Source organism: Actinomyces bouchesdurhonensis (assembly GCF_963540955.1).
Lineage (GTDB): Bacteria > Actinomycetota > Actinomycetes > Actinomycetales > Actinomycetaceae > Pauljensenia > Pauljensenia bouchesdurhonensis.
The window spans coordinates 37983-55426 of the sequence record NZ_CAUTSL010000006.1 but is presented as its reverse complement, the minus strand read 5'-3'; the positions used below and the strand labels follow the sequence as shown (position 1 = coordinate 55426).

Below are 17444 nucleotides of genomic sequence, written 5' to 3'. Positions count from 1 at the left end.
AGCCACGGGCGCCCCGGCCTCGTCGATGTGATTACTTCTTGCGGTACAGCGACTTGGTCGCGTACACCGGCTCCGTGGTGACCTGGATGTCCAGGGAACGGAAGATACCCTCGTCCACGGGGCCCAGGATGACGGACTCGTGTACGTCGCAGCCACGCAGGGCGCCCAGCTGGTCGAGGGCGCGGCGTGCGTTTTCATCACCGTTGGCGGACACGGCCAGGGCGATGAGGACCTCGTCGGTGTGCAGGCGCGGGTTACGCGACCCCAAGTCGTGTGTCTTCAAGCGCTGGATCGGCTCGATCGACTGCGGGGCCAGGAGCTGGACCTCGTCGGGCAGGCCCGCGAGTTTCTTCAATGCGTTGAGCAGCATCGCCGACGAGCACCCCAGCAGCGCCGACGTCTTACCCGTGACGATCTGGCCGTCGGGTAGCTCGATCGCGGCCGCAGGCTGGCCAGTGGCTTCGGCGAGTTCCAGGGCCGGGCGCACAACCGGTCGGTCCATGCGGCCCACGCCCACGCGGCTCATGAGCAAAGAGATGCGCGAGGACTGAACCGGCTCACTCATCTCCTTCTTCTCTGTCACGAGGGCCTTGTAGTAGCGGCGGATGATCTCCTGGCGCGAAGCCTCCTTGCAGGCCTCGTCGTCGACGATGCAGCGGCCCGCCATATTGACGCCCATGTCAGTCGGACTCTGATACGGGGAAGAACCGAGAATCTTCTCAAACAGGCGGCTGAGCACCGGGAAAATCTCGACGTCGCGGTTGTAGTTAACCGTCTTAACCCCGTACGCCTCCAAGTGGAAGGGGTCGATCATGTTGACGTCGTCCAGGTCAGCGGTGGCCGCCTCGTAGGCGATGTTCACCGGGTGATCCAGCGCAATGTTCCAGATCGGGAAGGTCTCCCACTTCGCGTAGCCCGACTCGATACCGCGCTTGTGGTCATGGTAGAGCTGCGACAGGCAGGTCGCCATCTTGCCGGAACCCGGGCCGGGCGCCGTCACGACCACAAGATTGCGGCTGGTCTGAATGTACTCGTTCGCGCCGTAACCCTGATCCGACACGATGCGCTCCACGTCAGACGGGTAGCCAGGAATCGGGAAGTGACGATAGACGCGAATACCGAGCTTCTCGAAACGTTCCTTGACCTCAGCAGCGGACCTATTGTCGTCAGTCCACTGGGTGATGACAACGGAACCGACGAACAGGCCACGCTCATGCAGCTGGTCGATCTGACGAAGCACCTCATCGTCGTAGGTGGTACCCACGTCAGCGCGGACCTTGCGGCGGGCAAAATCCTTGGCGTTCACCGCGACAATGATTTCAACCTCGTCGGCCAGTTCGCGCAGCATCCGCACCTTGTTGTCGGGCGTGAAACCGGGCAGGACACGCGAAGCGTGCATGTCGTCGATCAGTTTTCCGCCGAACTCCAAATACAGCTTTCCGCCGAACTCGCCGCGACGGCGGGCAATGTGTCGAGACTGCATCTCGACGTAACGATCACTGTCAAAACCGATGCGGTGCATGCATCCTCCGAGGTCGCAAACATGAGACGAGCCGCCCATCGTGGGCGGTCAGGCGCATTTGCGCCCTCGGAATTCCATTGTAGGTACACTGGGCGCGGGCGCATGCTTCGGCACGCAAAAGCCGCGTGACCTCACACAATGTGGCGCTGCATGGCCCAGCGCGTCAGCTCATTACGGTTGGAGAGCTGGAGCTTACGCAGGACCGCGCTCACATGAGTCTCTACCGTCTTGATGGAAATAAACAGGTCGTGGGCGACCTCCTTGTAGGTGTATCCGCGGGCAATGAGGCGCATGACTTCCTGCTCGCGGGCCGAGAGCAGATCGAGTTCACTGTCGGTCGTCGACACTTCTCCCGTGCCGAAGGCATCCAGCACAAAGCCCGCCAGACGAGGACTGAAGGCTGCGTCGCCAGCGGCCACGCGCTCAATGGCCTCGACCAGGTCCGCGGTAGCGATCGACTTCGTCACGTATCCGCGAGCGCCCGCACGAATAACTTGAACGACGTCCTCGGCGGAATCAGAAACGGACAGGGCCAGGAAATGCAGGCCTTCGATGTCGCGGCACGCACTGGCGACCTCAGCGCCGCCGCCACCGTTTCCACCGGGCAAGTGCACGTCGAGGAGGGCAACGTCGGGGGTCAGGGCGTGACACGCGGCGATGGCTCCTTCGACGTCGGCGGCGTCCCCAACGATGTCGAGGTCAGCTCCGCAGTGCTGGAGTTCGTATCGAACCCCGGCGCGAACCATGGGGTGATCGTCGATGACGAGGATACGGATGGTCACTGTGTCCTCCCGGTGGGGATTGTTTGATTCAGAATATCGGAGCGTGGCACGCTCAGGGCGATTTCGGTTCCGCGGGCGAGAGCACGAATTGTAGCGTTTCCCCCCGCGCGGCGCATTCGCCCCACGATGGAGTCGCGCACGCCGTGGCGGTCGGGGGCGATGGCGGAGGGGTCGAAGCCGGCGCCGTTATCCTTGATGAAGGCCTCGACCGCGCGTGGCCTGACTTCAACGTAGACGGAGACGGGCGGGGCCCCGTGTCGCACAGCATTTTGGCAGGCTTCAGCGAGGGCCGCGACGAGCGCGAGTTCGCCGGGGCCGGGCCGCATGTCGCCGACGACGACGACGCTGATGGGGACGCCGTAGCGGCTTTCAACCCCTCCTACGGCCTCGGTGACAGCGGCCTCCAGAGAGTCGGCGGCCTGTGCGTGGCCCGTGTACAGCCAGGCGCGCAGCTCGCGTTCCTCCGTCAAGGCGATGGCCCTCACGCGGGCGGGGTCTTCGGCGGAGGCGCGGATGAGGGCCAGGGCCTGGAGAACGGAGTCGTGCAGGTGGGCGGCGATGTCGGCGCGCTCGGCGTCGCGCACGCGCTGGGCTTGAGCGTCGGACAGGTCTTTCGTGGTACGCAGCCACATCGGTACGAGTGCGAACAGGACGCCGGCGACCAGGGCCGCGCCAATGAGGCCGCCGCGCAGCAGGATGATCGGCGGGTTGTCGCGCGAGGCGATGATGACGACGCCGACGCTGAGCAGCGCAATACCGCCGAACACGGCACTGACAAAGCGCAGCGACCGCCAGTTGCGCACGTCGCGGCTCTGGCTCCACACCAGGGTAATGCCGACGACGATCGACACGATGGACCCCATGTCACGCCAGTCCAGGGCGCTGGTCGCGTTCAAGACGGCGCCAGCCACGGCCAGGACCAGCAGGCCGACACCCGTGGCGATCAGGCGATTACGCGCGACCTGGGCGGCGCGTTCCTCGCGAAGGCGCACGAGGCCGGGGCTGAGCCTGCCCGACGCCGAGGCCTCGAGCGTGTCCTCCGGGACGGTCACCCACAGCCACAGGTAAGCGAAGGCGCCCACACCGGTAGCCGTCAACGCGATGAGCGTTGCACGTACCAGCATGACCGGGATACCCAAGTGAACGGCCAAACCTGAGCACACGCCACCCATCCAGGGGGCTGGCATGTCGGGACTCCCGGCGCTCGCGCGCACAAGCGGCGGTCTGGCTGGTGGTGCCGGAATGGGAGGCGTCCACCCGGGGCGCGGATCGTTCACGGGTATGCTCACGCGTCCATTGTGGCACGCGTGAAGACGAGGCCGGGGGTGTCCCCGACACAATCAGGGACCGTTCAGGGGGTCCCCTACTATCGCGGCGCTGCCTCTGTCTGATTGAGTAGTGGTATCGATCCGCGCACTGTGGATCCTTTCGAGAGGAAGTGCATCATGAGTTGGCCCAATGGCCCGTCTAAGCCCGGTGATGGGTACCAGCAGCGCCCGCCCCGCGGCAGTTTCTTTGATTCCATACGCGATTCGGGTTGGTACCGCGCGCATCCTCGCGTGATTGGCGGCGTGTGCTCGGGCGTGGCCGCCCGCACCGGTTGGGATCTGTCGCTCGTGCGCGTCTTGACTGTCCTGGCCGCGTTTTTCATTCCGATGGTTCCGCTCGCCTACGCCCTCGGCTGGCTGATGCTCCCCGAGGCCCAGGACGGTCGCATTCACCTGGAGGAGGCCCTCGAGGGTCGCTTCGACATCGCAGTGGTCGGCGGCATTGTCCTCGGCCTGTTCTCCCTGTCGTCCCTCATCCCCTCCGTGGGCTTCATCTTCGGCGGCACCGGCATCGGTTTCGGCTCGTTCGCTGCGCTCGTCGTCCTCGCCGGCATGATCGGCGTTGTACTCATCGTGGTGAACGCTGCGAATGCCTCGAACAAGAAACGAAGCCCGGGTGCGGCCAACCGGTACGCTTCTCCCCAGTACGGAAATCCCCAGTACGGCAATCCCCAGTACGGCGCTTACCCAGGCACCCAGCCTGCCAACCGAGCGGCGGGTGATCCCAACCCTTTTGGCGAGGCCACACGGGCCGCTAACGCTTCGGACCCCACGGGATCCAAGCATTCCAGCAGCTCGCCCGACGGCTACCCCTTCTACGGGGTCCCCGACAACACCGCCGCCAGCGCCGCCTCGGGCGCGCAAACCGGGCCGCGCCCCGCATCTGTTCGCCCCTCCCAGCCCCACCCCGGTTGGAGGACTCCCGCGGGCCCGCCCAAGCCTCGTCAGTGGACCCCGCGTCCCGCACCCACCCACCGGCCCCGCACCGTGTCCTCGCGTGTCAACCTGGCGGTCACCGGGCTGCTCGTCCTCGTCGTCGCAGCGGTCTTCGCCGGACTCTACCTGGTAGACAAAGGACCCACAATCCCCTTCATCACGGGCGCAACGACCGACCAAACCGTTGCCCGCATCATCGTCATCGGCGGCGGCGTGTGCCTACTCATCGTCGGTGCCTGCCTGGCGGTTGCCGCCCTGCGCGACCGCAGCGCCGGCTGGCTCACCACCTTGTCCATCATCGGCATCATCGCAGCACTACCCACGGCAGCCCTCGGCACCGAGGCCACCCACCAGACCATCCGCACGATCTCCACATCGGTCCAGAACTCCACCAGCGCCACAACCGTAGACTGGACCGTGGACGCCGTACACGGCCCAGGCCCCCTCGGGACCGTCACCCTCGACTTGACCGGGGCGCCCGCAGGCACCACCAAATCGATCCTGGTCGACTGGCAGGCCTGGCAGAACCTGACGATCAAAGTCGCCGAAGGACAACCCGTCCAGATCGTGTGCCAGTCGGACATCAACTCAGTGGCCACCAACATGGAGGGCGACGGCTGGGCTGCCCCACTGAAACGCTGCTCGGACCAGAGCGTTGCATCCCCCTCGTGGGGCACCCCCTCGCTTGGCGGAATCACGGTCATCATCACCAGCGAGGCCGACCTGGATAACCTGACAATCCTCCAGGCCCCAGACGCGTCTGGCACGTGGGGTTCCACGTCGGCGCCGACCTCCAGCGCGACACCCAGCCCCGCCCCGTCACCCACCCCCACCGACTCCCAGTCGGGTAACTGAGGAAGGATCACGACAATGACCACCTCGAACGACGACCAGACCATGCAGCTACCCGAATTCGACGCAACGACGCCGCTGCCCACGATCCCTGATGCTGTCCCGGACGCGACGGTTGAGATGCCCACGTCGGATCCCCTCGCGGTCTTCCGCGACGAGCCGAACACGCAGATGCCCTCCGAGCCTGCCCCGGCGGGCGGTTTCACCGGGGCGGGCGCGCGCACGGCCTTCGATCCGGCCTCCACGGGCGAGTCCGTTCCCCCCGCCGACGAGGCCGGGGCTGGCCTGGGCGCTCAGGCTGGCTCGCGCGGCGCATCTGCGGCTGCGAGCCCGGCGGGCGCGTCTGCTTCCGGAGCTCAGACGTGGAGCGCTCCCGCTTGGCCCGCCAGCATCCGTGACCTGCCCGAGGCACCCAGCAGAGGCGTGCGCGTCGGCGCCTTCACCTGGGCGATCCTGGTGTGCATGGTCGGCGCGTTCCTGATCGCCGAAGCATACATCCCGACCTTCAACCTGCCGATCCTCGGCATCAGCGCCATCGGCGCTCTCGGCGTCATCCTGATCGTCACCGCGATCTTCTCGGGACGACCCAAAGAACACAAGGACTCGACGACGAACACGACGAGCGCCGCAGACGCGATCCGCTTCAACTAACGTCGCAGGTAAACGTCACGGGGGGTGGGTCCGAACCATTGGTTCGGACCCACCCCCCGTCAATATGCGTGTCAGTGCTGCCGAATCAGAGCAGATCCAGCATGGCGGGAGCCACCAGCTTCAGGACGTTTTCACGCCCCTCCTTCGCGTTGGGCGCATCCACCGCGAAAGCAGCCATCTGCTGGCAAGTCGCCAGGTCGTGCATGCGCAGGGCCGCACGAACCGCATTGACCTTCGACGGGGCCATCGACAAGGATGCGACGCCCAGGCCCGTGAGAACCAGCGCCAGCAGCGGATCCCCTCCGGCCTCGCCGCACACGCCGATGGGTTTACCGGTCGCACGACCACCATTGCAAGCGGTACGGATCATCTCCAGGACAGCCGGCTGCCACGGGTTAAGAAGCGGCGCCAGGTTACCGTCGAGGCGATCAGCGGCCATCGTGTACTGCGTCAGGTCGTTCGTGCCGATGGAGGCAAAGTCCACGATCGTCAGGAGCTGCTCGGCGCGCAGAGCGGCCGCGGGCACCTCGATCATGATGCCGACCTTGGGCAGGCCGTAGCCTCGCGCCTTGTCCGCGAACCAGGTCGCTTCGCTGGCGGTGGCAACCATCGGGGCCATGACCCACAGTTCTGCGCCGGTCGCCTTGTACGCGGCTGCGAGAGCCTTCAGCTGAGTGTCGATGAGGTCCTCACGCCTCTGGCACAGGCGTAGGCCACGCACGCCCAGGGCGGGATTCTCCTCGGCACCCAGATCCGCGAAGCTCAGCGGCTTGTCCGCGCCAGCATCGAGCGTACGCACGACAACACGGCGCTCACCGAAAGCCTCCAGGACCTTCGTGTAGGTGTCCGTCTGCTCCTCCAACGACGGAGCATCCGAGCGCTCCAGGAACAAGAACTCCGTGCGGAACAGACCCGAACCTTCCAGGTCCACCTTCGAGGCCTTGAGCGCGTCGTCGACCGTTCCAATGTTAGCCAGGAGCTTGACCGGGTAACCATCGAAGGTAGCTCCCTTACCGGTCGAACCAGCCAGGGCACGCGCACGGCGCAGCGAACGCTCCTTCAGTAGCGTCACCTCATCATCGGTCGGCGCGATGATCACCTCACCAACACCGCCGTCGAGCGCCAGGATGGTACCCTCCTCGACCGCCATGATTCCCTCGGCCTTGACGATCGCGGGAATCCCCAGCTGAGCAGCAAGAATCGCGGTGTGTGACGTGGGCCCACCGACCTCGGTGATGATGCCGAGGACTGTATCCGGGTTCAGCGTCGCAGTCTCAGCGGGAGCCAGGTCGCGAGCCACCAGAATAACTGACCCCTCAAACGCGGGAACACCCGGCTCGGGAAGCCCACGCAACTGACAGATCGCGCGATCACGCACGTCGTACAGGTCGGTCGCGCGCTCCGCCATGTAGCCGCCCAGGCTACGCAGCATCTGCGCATAGTCCTCAACCGCGTCATGGACAGCCTGCGTCACGCCCAGGCCCTTCTTCAGCTTCTTGTCGACAGCCTTCGCCAACCCGCGGTCACCCGCAAGCTGGGCGGTTGCCTTCAGGATCGCCTTCGTCTCTTCCGGCGCCTTCGCCGCGCGTTCCGTCAGGCGCGAAGAAACAGCCGCGAGCGCCTCACGAACGCGCGCACCGTCAGCGGCAGCATCAACGCTGCCCGGCTCCGACGTGTCAACGCCGGGCGCAGGCTGAACGATCGCGGCGGGCGCAGCAGCGGTACCGGCAGAAACGCCGATACCATGCAGAACGTCGTGCGTCGCCATCAGCTCACTCCTGATCAAGGTCACGCGAGAGCAGCGCGACGAGCGAATCAAGCACCTCGCCCGCGGAATCATCCTCGGTCGACAGGGTGACGACATCGCCGTGCTTGGCACCAAGGGTCATGATTTCGAGAAGCGACGCAGCGTCGGCCTCCTCGCCATCAAACGCGATCGTGACCTCAACGCCGGAGTCATCGACGGCCTCGGCGAGAACGGAGGCGGGACGCGCATGGAGACCAACGGAGGAACCAATTGCAACGGTGCGGGAAATCATAGTCGTTCCTTTCGAATGCGGGTATGTCCATCGTCAGACACGTGGACCCGTACCGCCCATACTATGACGTAGTGCACTCATTTGAAAACTCCATCCCACCACGCGGCCTAATGGGATGAATCACCCTCACCGATCCCAACAAACCATACCGACAGCTCCCAACCAACCCCCAACCGATCCCAACAACCGCCAGACAAACAACGACCCAGCCACGGCCTCGTTTGAGCCTCGACGCGGCGACACGCGACCATCCACCCACCTACCGACTACACTAGAGAGGTACCGACGAAAGGAAAGCGAGCATGAGCTCCCGCGAACCGACGCTGGCCGACGTCGCCCAGCTCGCCGGCGTCAGTCCAACGACCGTGTCGCGCGTCCTCAACAACCGCGGTTACCTGTCGGAAAAAACCAAGCGCTCCGTGGCGGACGCCATCGATGCCCTGGGATACCGCCCCAACTCACTGGCCCGCGCCCTCCACGGCAAGAGCACCCAGACCGTGGGCCTCATCGTTCCCGCCGTGTCTCTCCCCTTCTTCGGCGAGCTCGCCGTCGAGGTCGAAAACGCCCTCGCTGACGCCGGCTACCGCATCCTCATCTGCAACTCGATGGGTCGAGCCGACCGCGAGCGCGAATACCTGTCCCTGCTCGTGGGCAACCGCGTGGACGGCATTATTTCCGGCGCACACAACGAAGGGCTGGAGGAATACGACACGATCCGCATGCCCCTGGTCACGATCGACCGCGAGCTGAGCCCCTCGATCCCGAACGTTCGCTGCGCGAACCGGGAGGCGGGCGCAATCGCCACGCGCGCGCTCCTGGACGCGGGGTGCCGCCACCTGCTGTTGCTCACCTCCCGTTCGGGACCACGTAACCTGCGCGAAGCGGGTTTCCGCGCCGAGGTCGAGCGGGCCGGCCTGGAGGCGCGCGTCATCACCGTCCCCTTCGACACGCCGACCCCGCAGCGCTTTGCGATGGTGCAGGGCAGCCTCGACCAGGCGCGCACCGACGCCCCCATCGACGGCATCTTCGCCACGGACGACCTGGCCGCCGCGGAGGTCCTGGAGTGGGCGCGCAACCGGGACCTGTCGGTGCCCGGCGACCTGTCCGTCATCGGTTTCGACGGCACCGAATCCATGCGCCGCGCCCTGCCTCACCTGGCGACGATCCGCCAGCCGATCGAGCAAATCGCCCGCGCCGCCGTCGACATCCTCCTGGAGCAGATGGAGGGCGCGGCCAGGCGTCCCATCGACGAGGCCGGGGCGCCTCCCGCCCCCACGATCGAGTTCCCGGGCACGCTGATCCGGGGGCGATCGATCAGCGCCTGAGCACCTCACGCGCTGCGAGATGGTCACCGCTCATCGCTGACCCGGTTTATTTCTTGCCCCGCGAGGGCCCACAGGTCCGCACGCGGATAGGTTATCCGCATCCGGATAGGTTATCCACATCCGGATAGGTAAATAAGCTATCCGCATCGTCACAACCTATCCGCGTATGCACAACCTATCCGCATGTTCGCCACCTCTCGACATGTTCGACCTGATTGTGAGCAGGTCGCCTGTCTGCGCGTTCGGCATGATGTGTGAGCAGGTCACCTATCCCCTCCGATCGTCACCGTCGGCCGCTTCCCCCACATTTCGCGTGCAATTCGGCTACCCGAACTTTTCGACAGGCCCGCAAACGTTGGAATTGCAACACCCATATTTCAATGCATGAAAGGTTGACAGGGAAATTGCATGCGACATTGTTAGGAAACCACTCGCTGTGGCCACACCCAGACGAGAGCAGAAAAACGGTGGGCGGCACCAGCACTGCTGGTGCCGCCCACCCGCATTGTCGGGGAAAACCCCCGGAAGGCTCAGGCCTCCTTAGGAGCCACGTCGAGCAGCTGGTCGCCGCGCTGGACCTGCCCGCTCGCGAGCGGCGTGACAGCGCCGAACTTCTTCTTGTTCGTCACGACGACGGGCGTGATGGTCTCGTAGCCGGCTGCGCGGATCACGTCGAGGTCGACCTCGGCGAGCACGTCGCCGCGGCGCACGACGTCGCCCTTGGAGACGTGAGGCGTGAAGCCCTTGCCGTCCAGCTTGACGGTGTCCATACCAACATGAATGAGGACCTGGACGCCAGAGGCGGACTTGAGGCCGTAGGCGTGACCGGTCGGGAAGGCGACGGTCACGGTGCCGTCGAACGGCGCGACGACGAGGCCGTCAGCGGGTTCGATGCCGATGCCGGGGCCGAGCATGCCCTTGGCGAAGGACTCGTCCTTGACCTGCTCGAGCGGAATCGCGGTGCCCGCGAGGGGCGAGGCGACGGAGAGGTCAGCCTTGGCTTCCTCTGAGAAGGACGGGGCTGGGGCAGCGGCTGCAGCCGGGGCGGCGGCGGAAGCGGCAGGCGCACCAGCGGCGGCAGGAGCAGCGGCCGCAGCGGCCACGGGAGCGGCAGCCTTGGCGGCGGGCGCGCGGCCCTCCATGTCGGCCTTGCCGCGCGTCATGGCGTAGGCGAAGGTGAGACCGAAGGAGATAACGAAGACGAGGACCTCGAGGGCCAGGTACGCGGGAATCGACTCGGGCTTGATCGACACGAAGCCGACGAAGCCCGCGGCACCCAGGGCCTGACCGCGCACGTTCAGCAGGGCGACGCCCGCCGAGCCGATGGCGGCGGACACCATCGCGCAGTAGAAGGGCCAGCGCAGACGCAGGTTGACACCGAAGATCGCGGGTTCCGTGATACCGAAGACGGCGGACACGCCACCGGCGCCGGCCAGGCCCTTGAGCTTGGCGTCGCGGGTCTTGAAGAAGACGGCCAGAGCGGCCGCGCCCTGCGCAACGTTCGCCATGGAGGCGATCGGGAAGATGAAGTCACCGTCGCCTTGCAGCAGCGGGATCTCGATGGCGGGGAAGGACTGGTGCAGACCGGTCACCACGATGGCGCTGTAGAAGAAGCCGAAGATGAGGCCGCCGAAGACGCCGAGGGTCGTGTACGCCCAGTTGATGCCGTAAGTCAGGTAGTTGGAGAGCTCGCGGGTGATGGGACCGACGATAACGAAGGCCAGGAAGCCGGTGATCAGCAGGGTGATGAGCGGGGTCAACAGGAAGTCTGCGGTGCCCTTGAGGACCTTGTGCAGGTTCTTCTCGATGAGGCACATGATCCAGGTGACGACCAGGGTGGGGATGACCATCGCCTGGTAGCCGACCTTGGTGACCTCGAGGCCGAAGAGGTTCCACACGGAGGACTGGTCCGTGTAGGCCCAGAACTTGGCGGCGGCCGCGGCGTCCGTCATGGAGTAGGCGGACAGCAGCGAGGGCGACACCATGGCGGCGCCCATCGCGGCGCCCAGGTAGGTGTTGCCGCCGAAGCGCTTGGCGGCGGAGAAGCCGACGAGCACGGGCAGGAACGCGAAGGCAGCGGAGGACACCAGGTTGATGAGCGCGTCATAGTCGGTCAGCGCCGGGAACATCTGGATGACGGACTGCTCGCCGAAAAGTCCCTCGGCCGTCAGGACCGAGTGGAGGGCCATGAGCAGACCGCCGGCGATCAGGGCGGGGAGGACCGGGACGAAGATGTCGGCGATCATCTTGATGAAGCGGGAGAAGATGTTGCCGCCGGCCTCGGCCTCTTCCTTGGCCTCGTCCTTGGAGACCTCGCGCACGCCGTGGTCGGCGACCATGTGGTCGTAGACCTGGTCGACGTCGCCGGGGCCGACGATGATCTGGAACATGCCGCCGGCGGCGAACGTGCCCTTCAGGTCTTCGTTGTCGTCGAGGGCTTGCTGGTTGATCTTGGATTCGTCCGCGATCACCAGACGGAGACGGGTTGCGCAGTGAGCCGCTGCGCTGATGTTGGAGGCGCCGCCGACCGCTTCGACGACCTCCCCTGCCACCTTGGCGTGATCCATCGCTGACCACATTCCTTTCTGAAAAACCCACGCAGTACGTCATTGTTCGCAGCGCGCTGGGCATTGTGTAGCAATCGATTGACATATTAGGATGACAGGCCTCACTGTGGCAAGGTGATGAGGGAAAATCTCACGCAAGCCGCTGAGAGACCGCCCACATACGACGAGGCCGTAGCCACTCAAGCAGCCACGGCCTCGTTCTCGGTTCGCTCAGTCGGCGCGCGCGGCGCTCACGTTCGTCACGGAGGCGGCGCCCGTGAGGGTCACGCCGGCGCCCTCGCCGTGCAGGAAGGTGCGGGTCGTGAAGACGCGCGAGCCGTCGCCCAGGTAGATCTCGGTGATCGAGCGGTCGTGGAGGATCTCGACGCGGCTGGCCTCCCCCGCGTCCAGGGTGACGACGCGGCGGCCGCCGTGGGGGTAGCGCGTGCCCGTCAGGTCGACGGTGAGGCGCCCCTCCTCGAGCGTGACGTCGAGGCCAGACTCCTCGCCGATGCGCACGGACAGCGGCCCGTCGTAGGAGGCGTCGAAGGCCAGGCGCCACGAGCGCGAGCCGGCGAGCTCGACCACGCGCGCCCCGGCCTCGTCCCCGGGAGCACCCTCGAGGGTGGCGGGAGCGAGGGGCAGGCCCGGCAGGTAGGGGCGGGCGATGACGCGGCCGCCGCGCAGGGCCAGGGCGCGCGGGGCGGTGAAGCAGTGCACCCAGCCGCCCGTCTCGATGGAGGGCTGATCGTCCTCGCCAGCGTTACCCGCCCAACCGAAGAGGAGGGTCGGCGCTTCCGGCGGCGTGGAGGCGGAGCGCGCCATGATCTGGGGCGCGTAGAACTCGGTGCCGCGGTCGAGCTCCTCGAAGGAGCCGTCGGCGCCCCGCAGCTCGGTCCCGACGAGCTCGCCGACGACGGCGACGCACGGGAAGACGTTCTCGAAGCCCTCGCGATCAGGCGAGATACCCTGCGGGCAGAAGATCAGGACGTCGCGCGCCTCACCCGATTCTTCGTCGACGAGGCGCACCAAGTTGGGGCACTCCCACATGTAGCCGAACGCGTCGAAGGCCCCTCCGGCGTCGGGGAAGGTCATCTCGCCCTCGCACTCCCACGCGCGCAGGTCCGCGGAGCGGTAGAGCAGGGCCGCGCCCGTGAGGTTCTCGCGCTGGACGCCGAGCAGCATGCGGTAGGAGCCGTCCGCATCGCGCCACACCTGCGGGTCACGGAAGTGCGCGGTGTAGCCGTCCGGCTGGTGGCCGATGATCGGGGGCACCTGCTTGTCGAAGTGGACCATATCCGTCGTGGTCACGACGCACTGGGTGGCCTCGCGCTCCCCCGTTTCGGCGTCCTTGTAGTTGCCGGTGTACCACAGCTCGACGTGGTCGCCGACCTCGATGGCGGTGCCCGAGTAGGCGCCGTTCGCGTCCTGGTGGGTGTCGGGCAGGATCGCGGGGGCGTGATAGTCCCAGCGGGTCAGGTCGCGCGAGGTGGCGTGGCCCCAGTAGACGAGGCGGCGCGGGTGCTCGGGCGTGTACTGGAAGAACGCGTGGTACGTCCCGCCGACCTCAATGAGGCCGTTCGGGTCGTTCAGTCGGCCCACCGGGGGTGCGACGTGAAAGAGCGGGTAGTCGGGATCGTGAGGGGCGCGCGACGAGGCCTCGGCAGCGAGGGCGGACGCGAGAAAATCTTCGGCCATGACCTCACGGTAACACCCCGGGATAGACGAGCGCGCGGGCGGGACGCTTCCGTCCCGCCCGCGCGGATTCACGCTCGCTCACCCTCGGCCACAAGGGGCGGCGTTGCAAGGAAAAACCCTGCTCAGGCCCCCGTGACGTCATCGGGGTGAACGTCCGCGTAGCGGGCAAGCTCCTCCTCGACGATCGCTTCGTCAAGCTTGACGAAGACCGGCGTGGGCTTGGCGATCGGGGTGCCGGGCATGATCGGGTGGCGCTCCCAGGTGGGAACGTTCGTGTAGTCACCGGTGATGATCGGGTAGCCGCCTCGTCCCTCGAAGTCGGAGGGCAGGACCTGCGGGTCGAGCTCGGCGACCTCCTCGATACGAGGCATGGGCGCGATTTCGCCCGCACCACCCATGACGCGGTCAACGTCGTTGGCCGCGTGGGGCAGGAACGGGGAGAGCATGAGGTTGAGGTCCGCGACGGCCTGGGCGAGGGTCCACAGGACGGTCGCGAGGCGCTCACGCTCCTCGGGCGCCTTGAGCTTGAAGGGCTCGGTGTCGGTCACGTACTTGTTGGCCTCGCCGACCAGGCGCATGGCCTCGGACAGCGCCGCCTTCTGGCGGTGGTGGCGGATCAGGTTGCCGACGGTGGCGAAACCGGCCTCGACGGCGTCCAGGAGCGCGCGGTCGATGTCCTGCAGCTCACCGGGGGTGGGGATCTCGCCGAACTTCTTGGCGATCATGGAGGCCGTGCGGTTGACCAGGTTGCCCCAGCCGGCGACGAGCTCGCCGTTGGTGCGACGCACGAACTCGGCCCACGTGAAGTCGGAGTCCGAGGTCTCGGGGCCGGCCGCGCTGATGAAGTAGCGCAGCGCGTCGGCCTGGTAGCGCGAGAGGAAGTCACGCACGTAGATGACGATGCCGTGCGAGGAGGAGAACTTCTTGCCCTCCATGGTGAGGAACTCGGAGGAGACGACCTCGGTGGGCAGGTTGAGGACACCCAGGTCGCCGGGGGTCCCACCCTTGGCACCCTGGCCGTTGTAAGCGAGCAGCTCGGCGGGCCAGATCTGGGAGTGGAAGACGATGTTGTCCTTGCCCATGAAGTAGTAGGACAGGGCCTCGGGGTCGTTCCACCACTGGCGCCACGCCTCGGGGTCGCCGGTGCGGCGTGCCCACTCGATGGAGGCGCTCAGGTAGCCGATGACGGCGTCGAACCACACGTACAGGCGCTTGGTGGGCTGGTCCTCCCAGCCGGGCACCGGGATACCCCAGTCGATGTCGCGCGTCATGGCGCGGGGGCGGATGTCCTCCAGGAAGTTCTTGGAGAACTTGATGACGTTGGGGCGCCACGTGCCGGACTGCTCGCGCTCGTCGAGCCAGGCGGACAGGGCGTCGGCCAGGGCGGGCAGGTCCAGGAAGTAGTGGACGGACTCCACGAACTTGGGGGTCTCGCCGTTGATGCGCGAGTGCGGGTTGATGAGCTCGGTCGGGTCCATCTGGTTGCCGCAGTTGTCGCACTGGTCGCCGCGCGCTCCCTCGGCACCGCAGATCGGACACGTGCCCTCGATGTAGCGGTCGGGCAGGGTGCGGCCGGTGGACGGGGAGATGGCGGCGCGCGTGACCTGTTCGATCATGTAGCCGTTGTCGCGCACGGTGGCGAACATGTCCTGGACGACGCGGTAGTGGTTGCCGGCGGTCGTGCGGGTGAAGAGGTCGTAGGACAGGCCGAGCGCCACGAGGTCCTCGACGATCAGTCGGTTGTTCTGGTCTGCAAGTTCGCGGGCGCTCATGCCGGCGCCGTCGGCGGCCACCAGGATGGGGGTGCCGTGTTCGTCGGTGCCGGAGACCATGAGGACGTCGTGGCCGGCCATTCGCATGTACCGGGAGAAAACGTCGGAGGGGACACCGAATCCCGCAACGTGGCCAATATGACGGGGGCCGTTGGCGTAGGGCCATGCGACGGCGGACAGAATACGACTCATAGCCTCTAACAATACTGCTTGGCTGGCTCGAAGGGGGAATTGGCGCCTGGGGACGACATACGCGCTGTCGCGGCACGTGGCTACGGTGTTATCCTGGCGAAAACGCCATATTGATGGAGGATTCATGACCCGCGCGCTCATTATCGTCGACGTTCAGCCCACGTTCTGTGAGGGCGGTGCCCTGCCGGTGACGGGAGGTAACGCGGTCGCCGAGGCCGTGGCCGCCTACGTGGATGCCCACCGCGACGAGTATCAGCTGATCGTGACCACGCAGGATTGGCATATCGATCCGGGCGAGCATTTTTCGGAGACGCCGGATTTCGTGGACACGTGGCCTCCGCACGGCGTGGCGGGCACGGCGGAGGCCGAGCTGCACCCGGCGCTCGCGAACGTGCACGCGGACGTGACGATCAAGAAGGGCCAGTACAAGGCCGCCTACTCGGGGTTCGAGGGGACGACCGAGGATGGGAAGACGCTGGAGGAGGCGCTGCGCGCCGCCGGCATCACGGACGTGGATGTCGTGGGGTTGGCCGAGTCGCACTGCGTCGCGTGCACGGCCGTGGATGCTGTCCACGCCGGATTCCCGACGCGTGTCCTGCGTGAGCTGACCGCCCCCGTCTCCGAGGAGCTGGGCGCGGTGGCTCGCGAGTGGATGATGACGGAGGGCGTTCTGCTCGTCTGAGCAAATTCCCTGACGGCGCCCAGGCCTCGTCGCCGCCCCGGCCTCGTCACTTCGCGGCGAGCGCGGCCTTGTAGAGGTCGTTCTTGCGCGCGCCCGTCGCCGCGGCCACCTCGGCGGCGGCGTCTTTCAGGCGCATGCCTTCGGCCGCAAGCGCGAGGACCGCGCCGACGTGGTCTTCGGCGCGCGCGCTGTGTTCGTGTCCTGCGACGACGATGGTGACTTCGCCGAGGACGTCGCCCGCGCCCGCCGCGAGCTCTCCCAGCGTGCCGCGGCGCACCTCCTCGTAGTCTTTGGTGAGCTCGCGGCACAGCGCGGCGGGACGGTCCGCCCCGAAGACCTCGGCCATGCGCGTGAGAGTGGAGGCGGCGCGGCGGGGTGATTCGAAGAAGATGAGCGTGTGCGGGTCGGTGGCCAGGTCCTTCAGGTAGCGCGTGGCCTCCCCGTCCTTGCGGGGCAGGAAGCCTTCGAAGGCGAAGCGGTCGGAGGGCAGGCCGGACAGGGCGAGCGCGACGAGGGGGGCGGAGGGCCCGGGCAGGACGGATAGGGGGACGCCGGCTTCGATGGCGGCGCGCGCCAGGCGGAATCCGGGGTCGGAGACGGTGGGCATGCCCGCGTCGGAGACGAAGACGACGCGCGCCCCGCCCCGGGCGGCCTCGACGATGCCCGAGGCCTTGGCGGCCTCGTTGTGGTCATGCAGGGCGATGAGGCGCCCGCCGAGCGTGATGCCCAGGCGCGAGGCCAGGGCGAGCGCGCGGCGCGTGTCCTCGGCCGCGACGATGTCGGCTCCCTCCAGGGCGGCGACGACGCGCGGGGACGCGTCGCGCACGTCTCCGATCGGCGTGGCGGCCAGGAGGATGGTTCCGGGGTCCTGCCGGTAGGGGTCTCGCGCACACCCGTCCTTCACTGTGGCGGACGAGGCCTGGGCGGATTCGTCGGGTCGGGTCAGGTCGGTCGCGGCGTCCATGCCGGTATCGTCTCACCCCAGCGAACGCAGCGCACGGTGCGGGTTTGCTCGGGAGCGCAGGACTGTACCACAAGTTGTACACGAGGAGCGCAAGGCGCCGTAACGGACTGACGTAGCATAAAATGGATACCCATTAACGTGTTGTTCTTGGAGCC

The 17444-nt window shown here is 66.7% G+C and carries 13 protein-coding genes; 4 read left to right on the top strand and 9 right to left on the bottom strand.

Going from position 1 to position 17444, the window contains the following annotated elements; translation table 11 throughout:
- Positions 1 to 31: 31 nt before the first annotated feature.
- From RYL44_RS02090 to RYL44_RS02080, 3 genes are all read right to left on the bottom strand, one after another.
- The gene (locus tag RYL44_RS02090) at positions 32 to 1522 is read right to left on the bottom strand and encodes a DUF1846 domain-containing protein (protein WP_314974928.1); all 1491 of its coding nucleotides are present in this window, start codon (positions 1520 to 1522) and stop codon (positions 32 to 34) included.
- Between the two features lie 131 nt (positions 1523 to 1653).
- Entirely contained in the window at positions 1654 to 2304 is a 651-nt protein-coding gene (locus tag RYL44_RS02085) for a LuxR C-terminal-related transcriptional regulator (protein ID WP_073982840.1), read from the bottom strand.
- The gene (locus RYL44_RS02080) at positions 2301 to 3491 is read right to left on the bottom strand and encodes an ATP-binding protein (RefSeq protein WP_276739900.1); all 1191 of its coding nucleotides are present in this window, start codon (positions 3489 to 3491) and stop codon (positions 2301 to 2303) included. Before RYL44_RS02080 ends, RYL44_RS02085 begins: the two co-directional genes overlap by 4 nt.
- A gap of 258 nt (positions 3492 to 3749) precedes the next feature.
- Here RYL44_RS02080 and RYL44_RS02075 point away from each other — a divergent pair, with 258 nt between their 5' ends.
- Together RYL44_RS02075 and RYL44_RS02070 are read left to right on the top strand one after the other, a co-directional pair.
- On the top strand, positions 3750 to 5423 hold the full coding sequence (locus RYL44_RS02075) for a PspC domain-containing protein (protein ID WP_314974927.1): 1674 nt from the start codon (positions 3750 to 3752) through the stop codon (positions 5421 to 5423).
- 15 nt (positions 5424 to 5438) lie between these two features.
- Positions 5439 to 6071, top strand: coding sequence for a hypothetical protein (locus RYL44_RS02070; protein ID WP_314974926.1), 633 nt, complete (start codon positions 5439 to 5441; stop codon positions 6069 to 6071).
- An 85-nt stretch (positions 6072 to 6156) separates the two neighbouring features.
- Here RYL44_RS02070 and ptsP read toward each other — a convergent pair whose 3' ends face one another.
- Together ptsP and RYL44_RS02060 are read right to left on the bottom strand one after the other, a co-directional pair.
- The gene (gene ptsP / locus RYL44_RS02065; RefSeq protein ID WP_314770446.1) at positions 6157 to 7839 is read right to left on the bottom strand and encodes a phosphoenolpyruvate--protein phosphotransferase; all 1683 of its coding nucleotides are present in this window, start codon (positions 7837 to 7839) and stop codon (positions 6157 to 6159) included.
- Positions 7840 to 7843: 4 nt separating this feature from the next.
- Positions 7844 to 8110 carry an HPr family phosphocarrier protein gene (locus tag RYL44_RS02060; RefSeq protein ID WP_073982843.1) on the bottom strand — a complete coding sequence of 89 codons (267 nt, stop codon included), beginning with the start codon at positions 8108 to 8110 and terminating at the stop codon, positions 7844 to 7846.
- Between the two features lie 302 nt (positions 8111 to 8412).
- Here RYL44_RS02060 and RYL44_RS02055 point away from each other — a divergent pair, with 302 nt between their 5' ends.
- On the top strand, positions 8413 to 9435 hold the full coding sequence (locus tag RYL44_RS02055) for a LacI family DNA-binding transcriptional regulator (protein ID WP_314974925.1): 1023 nt from the start codon (positions 8413 to 8415) through the stop codon (positions 9433 to 9435).
- Positions 9436 to 9965: 530 nt separating this feature from the next.
- On the opposite strand, the gene RYL44_RS02050 is transcribed toward RYL44_RS02055, so the two are convergent.
- The 3 genes from RYL44_RS02050 to metG all read right to left on the bottom strand — a co-directional run bounded on the left by RYL44_RS02050 (position 9966) and on the right by metG (position 15643).
- On the bottom strand, positions 9966 to 12002 hold the full coding sequence (locus RYL44_RS02050; protein WP_314974924.1) for a sucrose-specific PTS transporter subunit IIBC: 2037 nt from the start codon (positions 12000 to 12002) through the stop codon (positions 9966 to 9968).
- Between the two features lie 210 nt (positions 12003 to 12212).
- Positions 12213 to 13679: a glycoside hydrolase family 32 protein gene (locus RYL44_RS02045; RefSeq protein WP_314974923.1), complete on the bottom strand. Its 1467-nt coding sequence runs from the start codon at positions 13677 to 13679 to the stop codon at positions 12213 to 12215.
- Positions 13680 to 13801: 122 nt separating this feature from the next.
- Entirely contained in the window at positions 13802 to 15643 is a 1842-nt protein-coding gene (gene metG, locus RYL44_RS02040) for a methionine--tRNA ligase (RefSeq protein WP_314974922.1), read from the bottom strand.
- A 124-nt stretch (positions 15644 to 15767) separates the two neighbouring features.
- On the opposite strand from metG, the gene RYL44_RS02035 reads away from it, so the two are divergent.
- Positions 15768 to 16325, top strand: a complete 558-nt coding sequence (locus RYL44_RS02035) for an isochorismatase family protein (protein WP_314974921.1) — start codon at positions 15768 to 15770, stop codon at positions 16323 to 16325.
- A gap of 46 nt (positions 16326 to 16371) precedes the next feature.
- Here RYL44_RS02035 and rsmI read toward each other — a convergent pair whose 3' ends face one another.
- Entirely contained in the window at positions 16372 to 17289 is a 918-nt protein-coding gene (gene rsmI / locus RYL44_RS02030; protein ID WP_314974920.1) for a 16S rRNA (cytidine(1402)-2'-O)-methyltransferase, read from the bottom strand.
- Positions 17290 to 17444 lie beyond the last annotated feature (155 nt).

Bases quoted from the DNA above. Each gene is read 5' to 3' on its own strand.
- metG (WP_314974922.1), bottom strand. From the start codon at position 15,643: ATGAGTCGTATTCTGTCCGCCGTCGCATGGCCCTACGCCAACGGCCCC.
- RYL44_RS02035 (WP_314974921.1), top strand. From the start codon at position 15,768: ATGACCCGCGCGCTCATTATCGTCGACGTTCAGCCCACGTTCTGTGAG.
- RYL44_RS02045 (WP_314974923.1), bottom strand. From the start codon at position 13,679: ATGGCCGAAGATTTTCTCGCGTCCGCCCTCGCTGCCGAGGCCTCGTCG.
- RYL44_RS02060 (WP_073982843.1), bottom strand. From the start codon at position 8,110: ATGATTTCCCGCACCGTTGCAATTGGTTCCTCCGTTGGTCTCCATGCG.
- RYL44_RS02075 (WP_314974927.1), top strand. From the start codon at position 3,750: ATGAGTTGGCCCAATGGCCCGTCTAAGCCCGGTGATGGGTACCAGCAG.
- RYL44_RS02050 (WP_314974924.1), bottom strand. From the start codon at position 12,002: ATGGATCACGCCAAGGTGGCAGGGGAGGTCGTCGAAGCGGTCGGCGGC.
- ptsP (WP_314770446.1), bottom strand. From the start codon at position 7,839: ATGGCGACGCACGACGTTCTGCATGGTATCGGCGTTTCTGCCGGTACC.
- RYL44_RS02055 (WP_314974925.1), top strand. From the start codon at position 8,413: ATGAGCTCCCGCGAACCGACGCTGGCCGACGTCGCCCAGCTCGCCGGC.
- RYL44_RS02080 (WP_276739900.1), bottom strand. From the start codon at position 3,491: ATGCCAGCCCCCTGGATGGGTGGCGTGTGCTCAGGTTTGGCCGTTCAC.
- RYL44_RS02070 (WP_314974926.1), top strand. From the start codon at position 5,439: ATGACCACCTCGAACGACGACCAGACCATGCAGCTACCCGAATTCGAC.
- RYL44_RS02090 (WP_314974928.1), bottom strand. From the start codon at position 1,522: ATGCACCGCATCGGTTTTGACAGTGATCGTTACGTCGAGATGCAGTCT.
- rsmI (WP_314974920.1), bottom strand. From the start codon at position 17,289: ATGGACGCCGCGACCGACCTGACCCGACCCGACGAATCCGCCCAGGCC.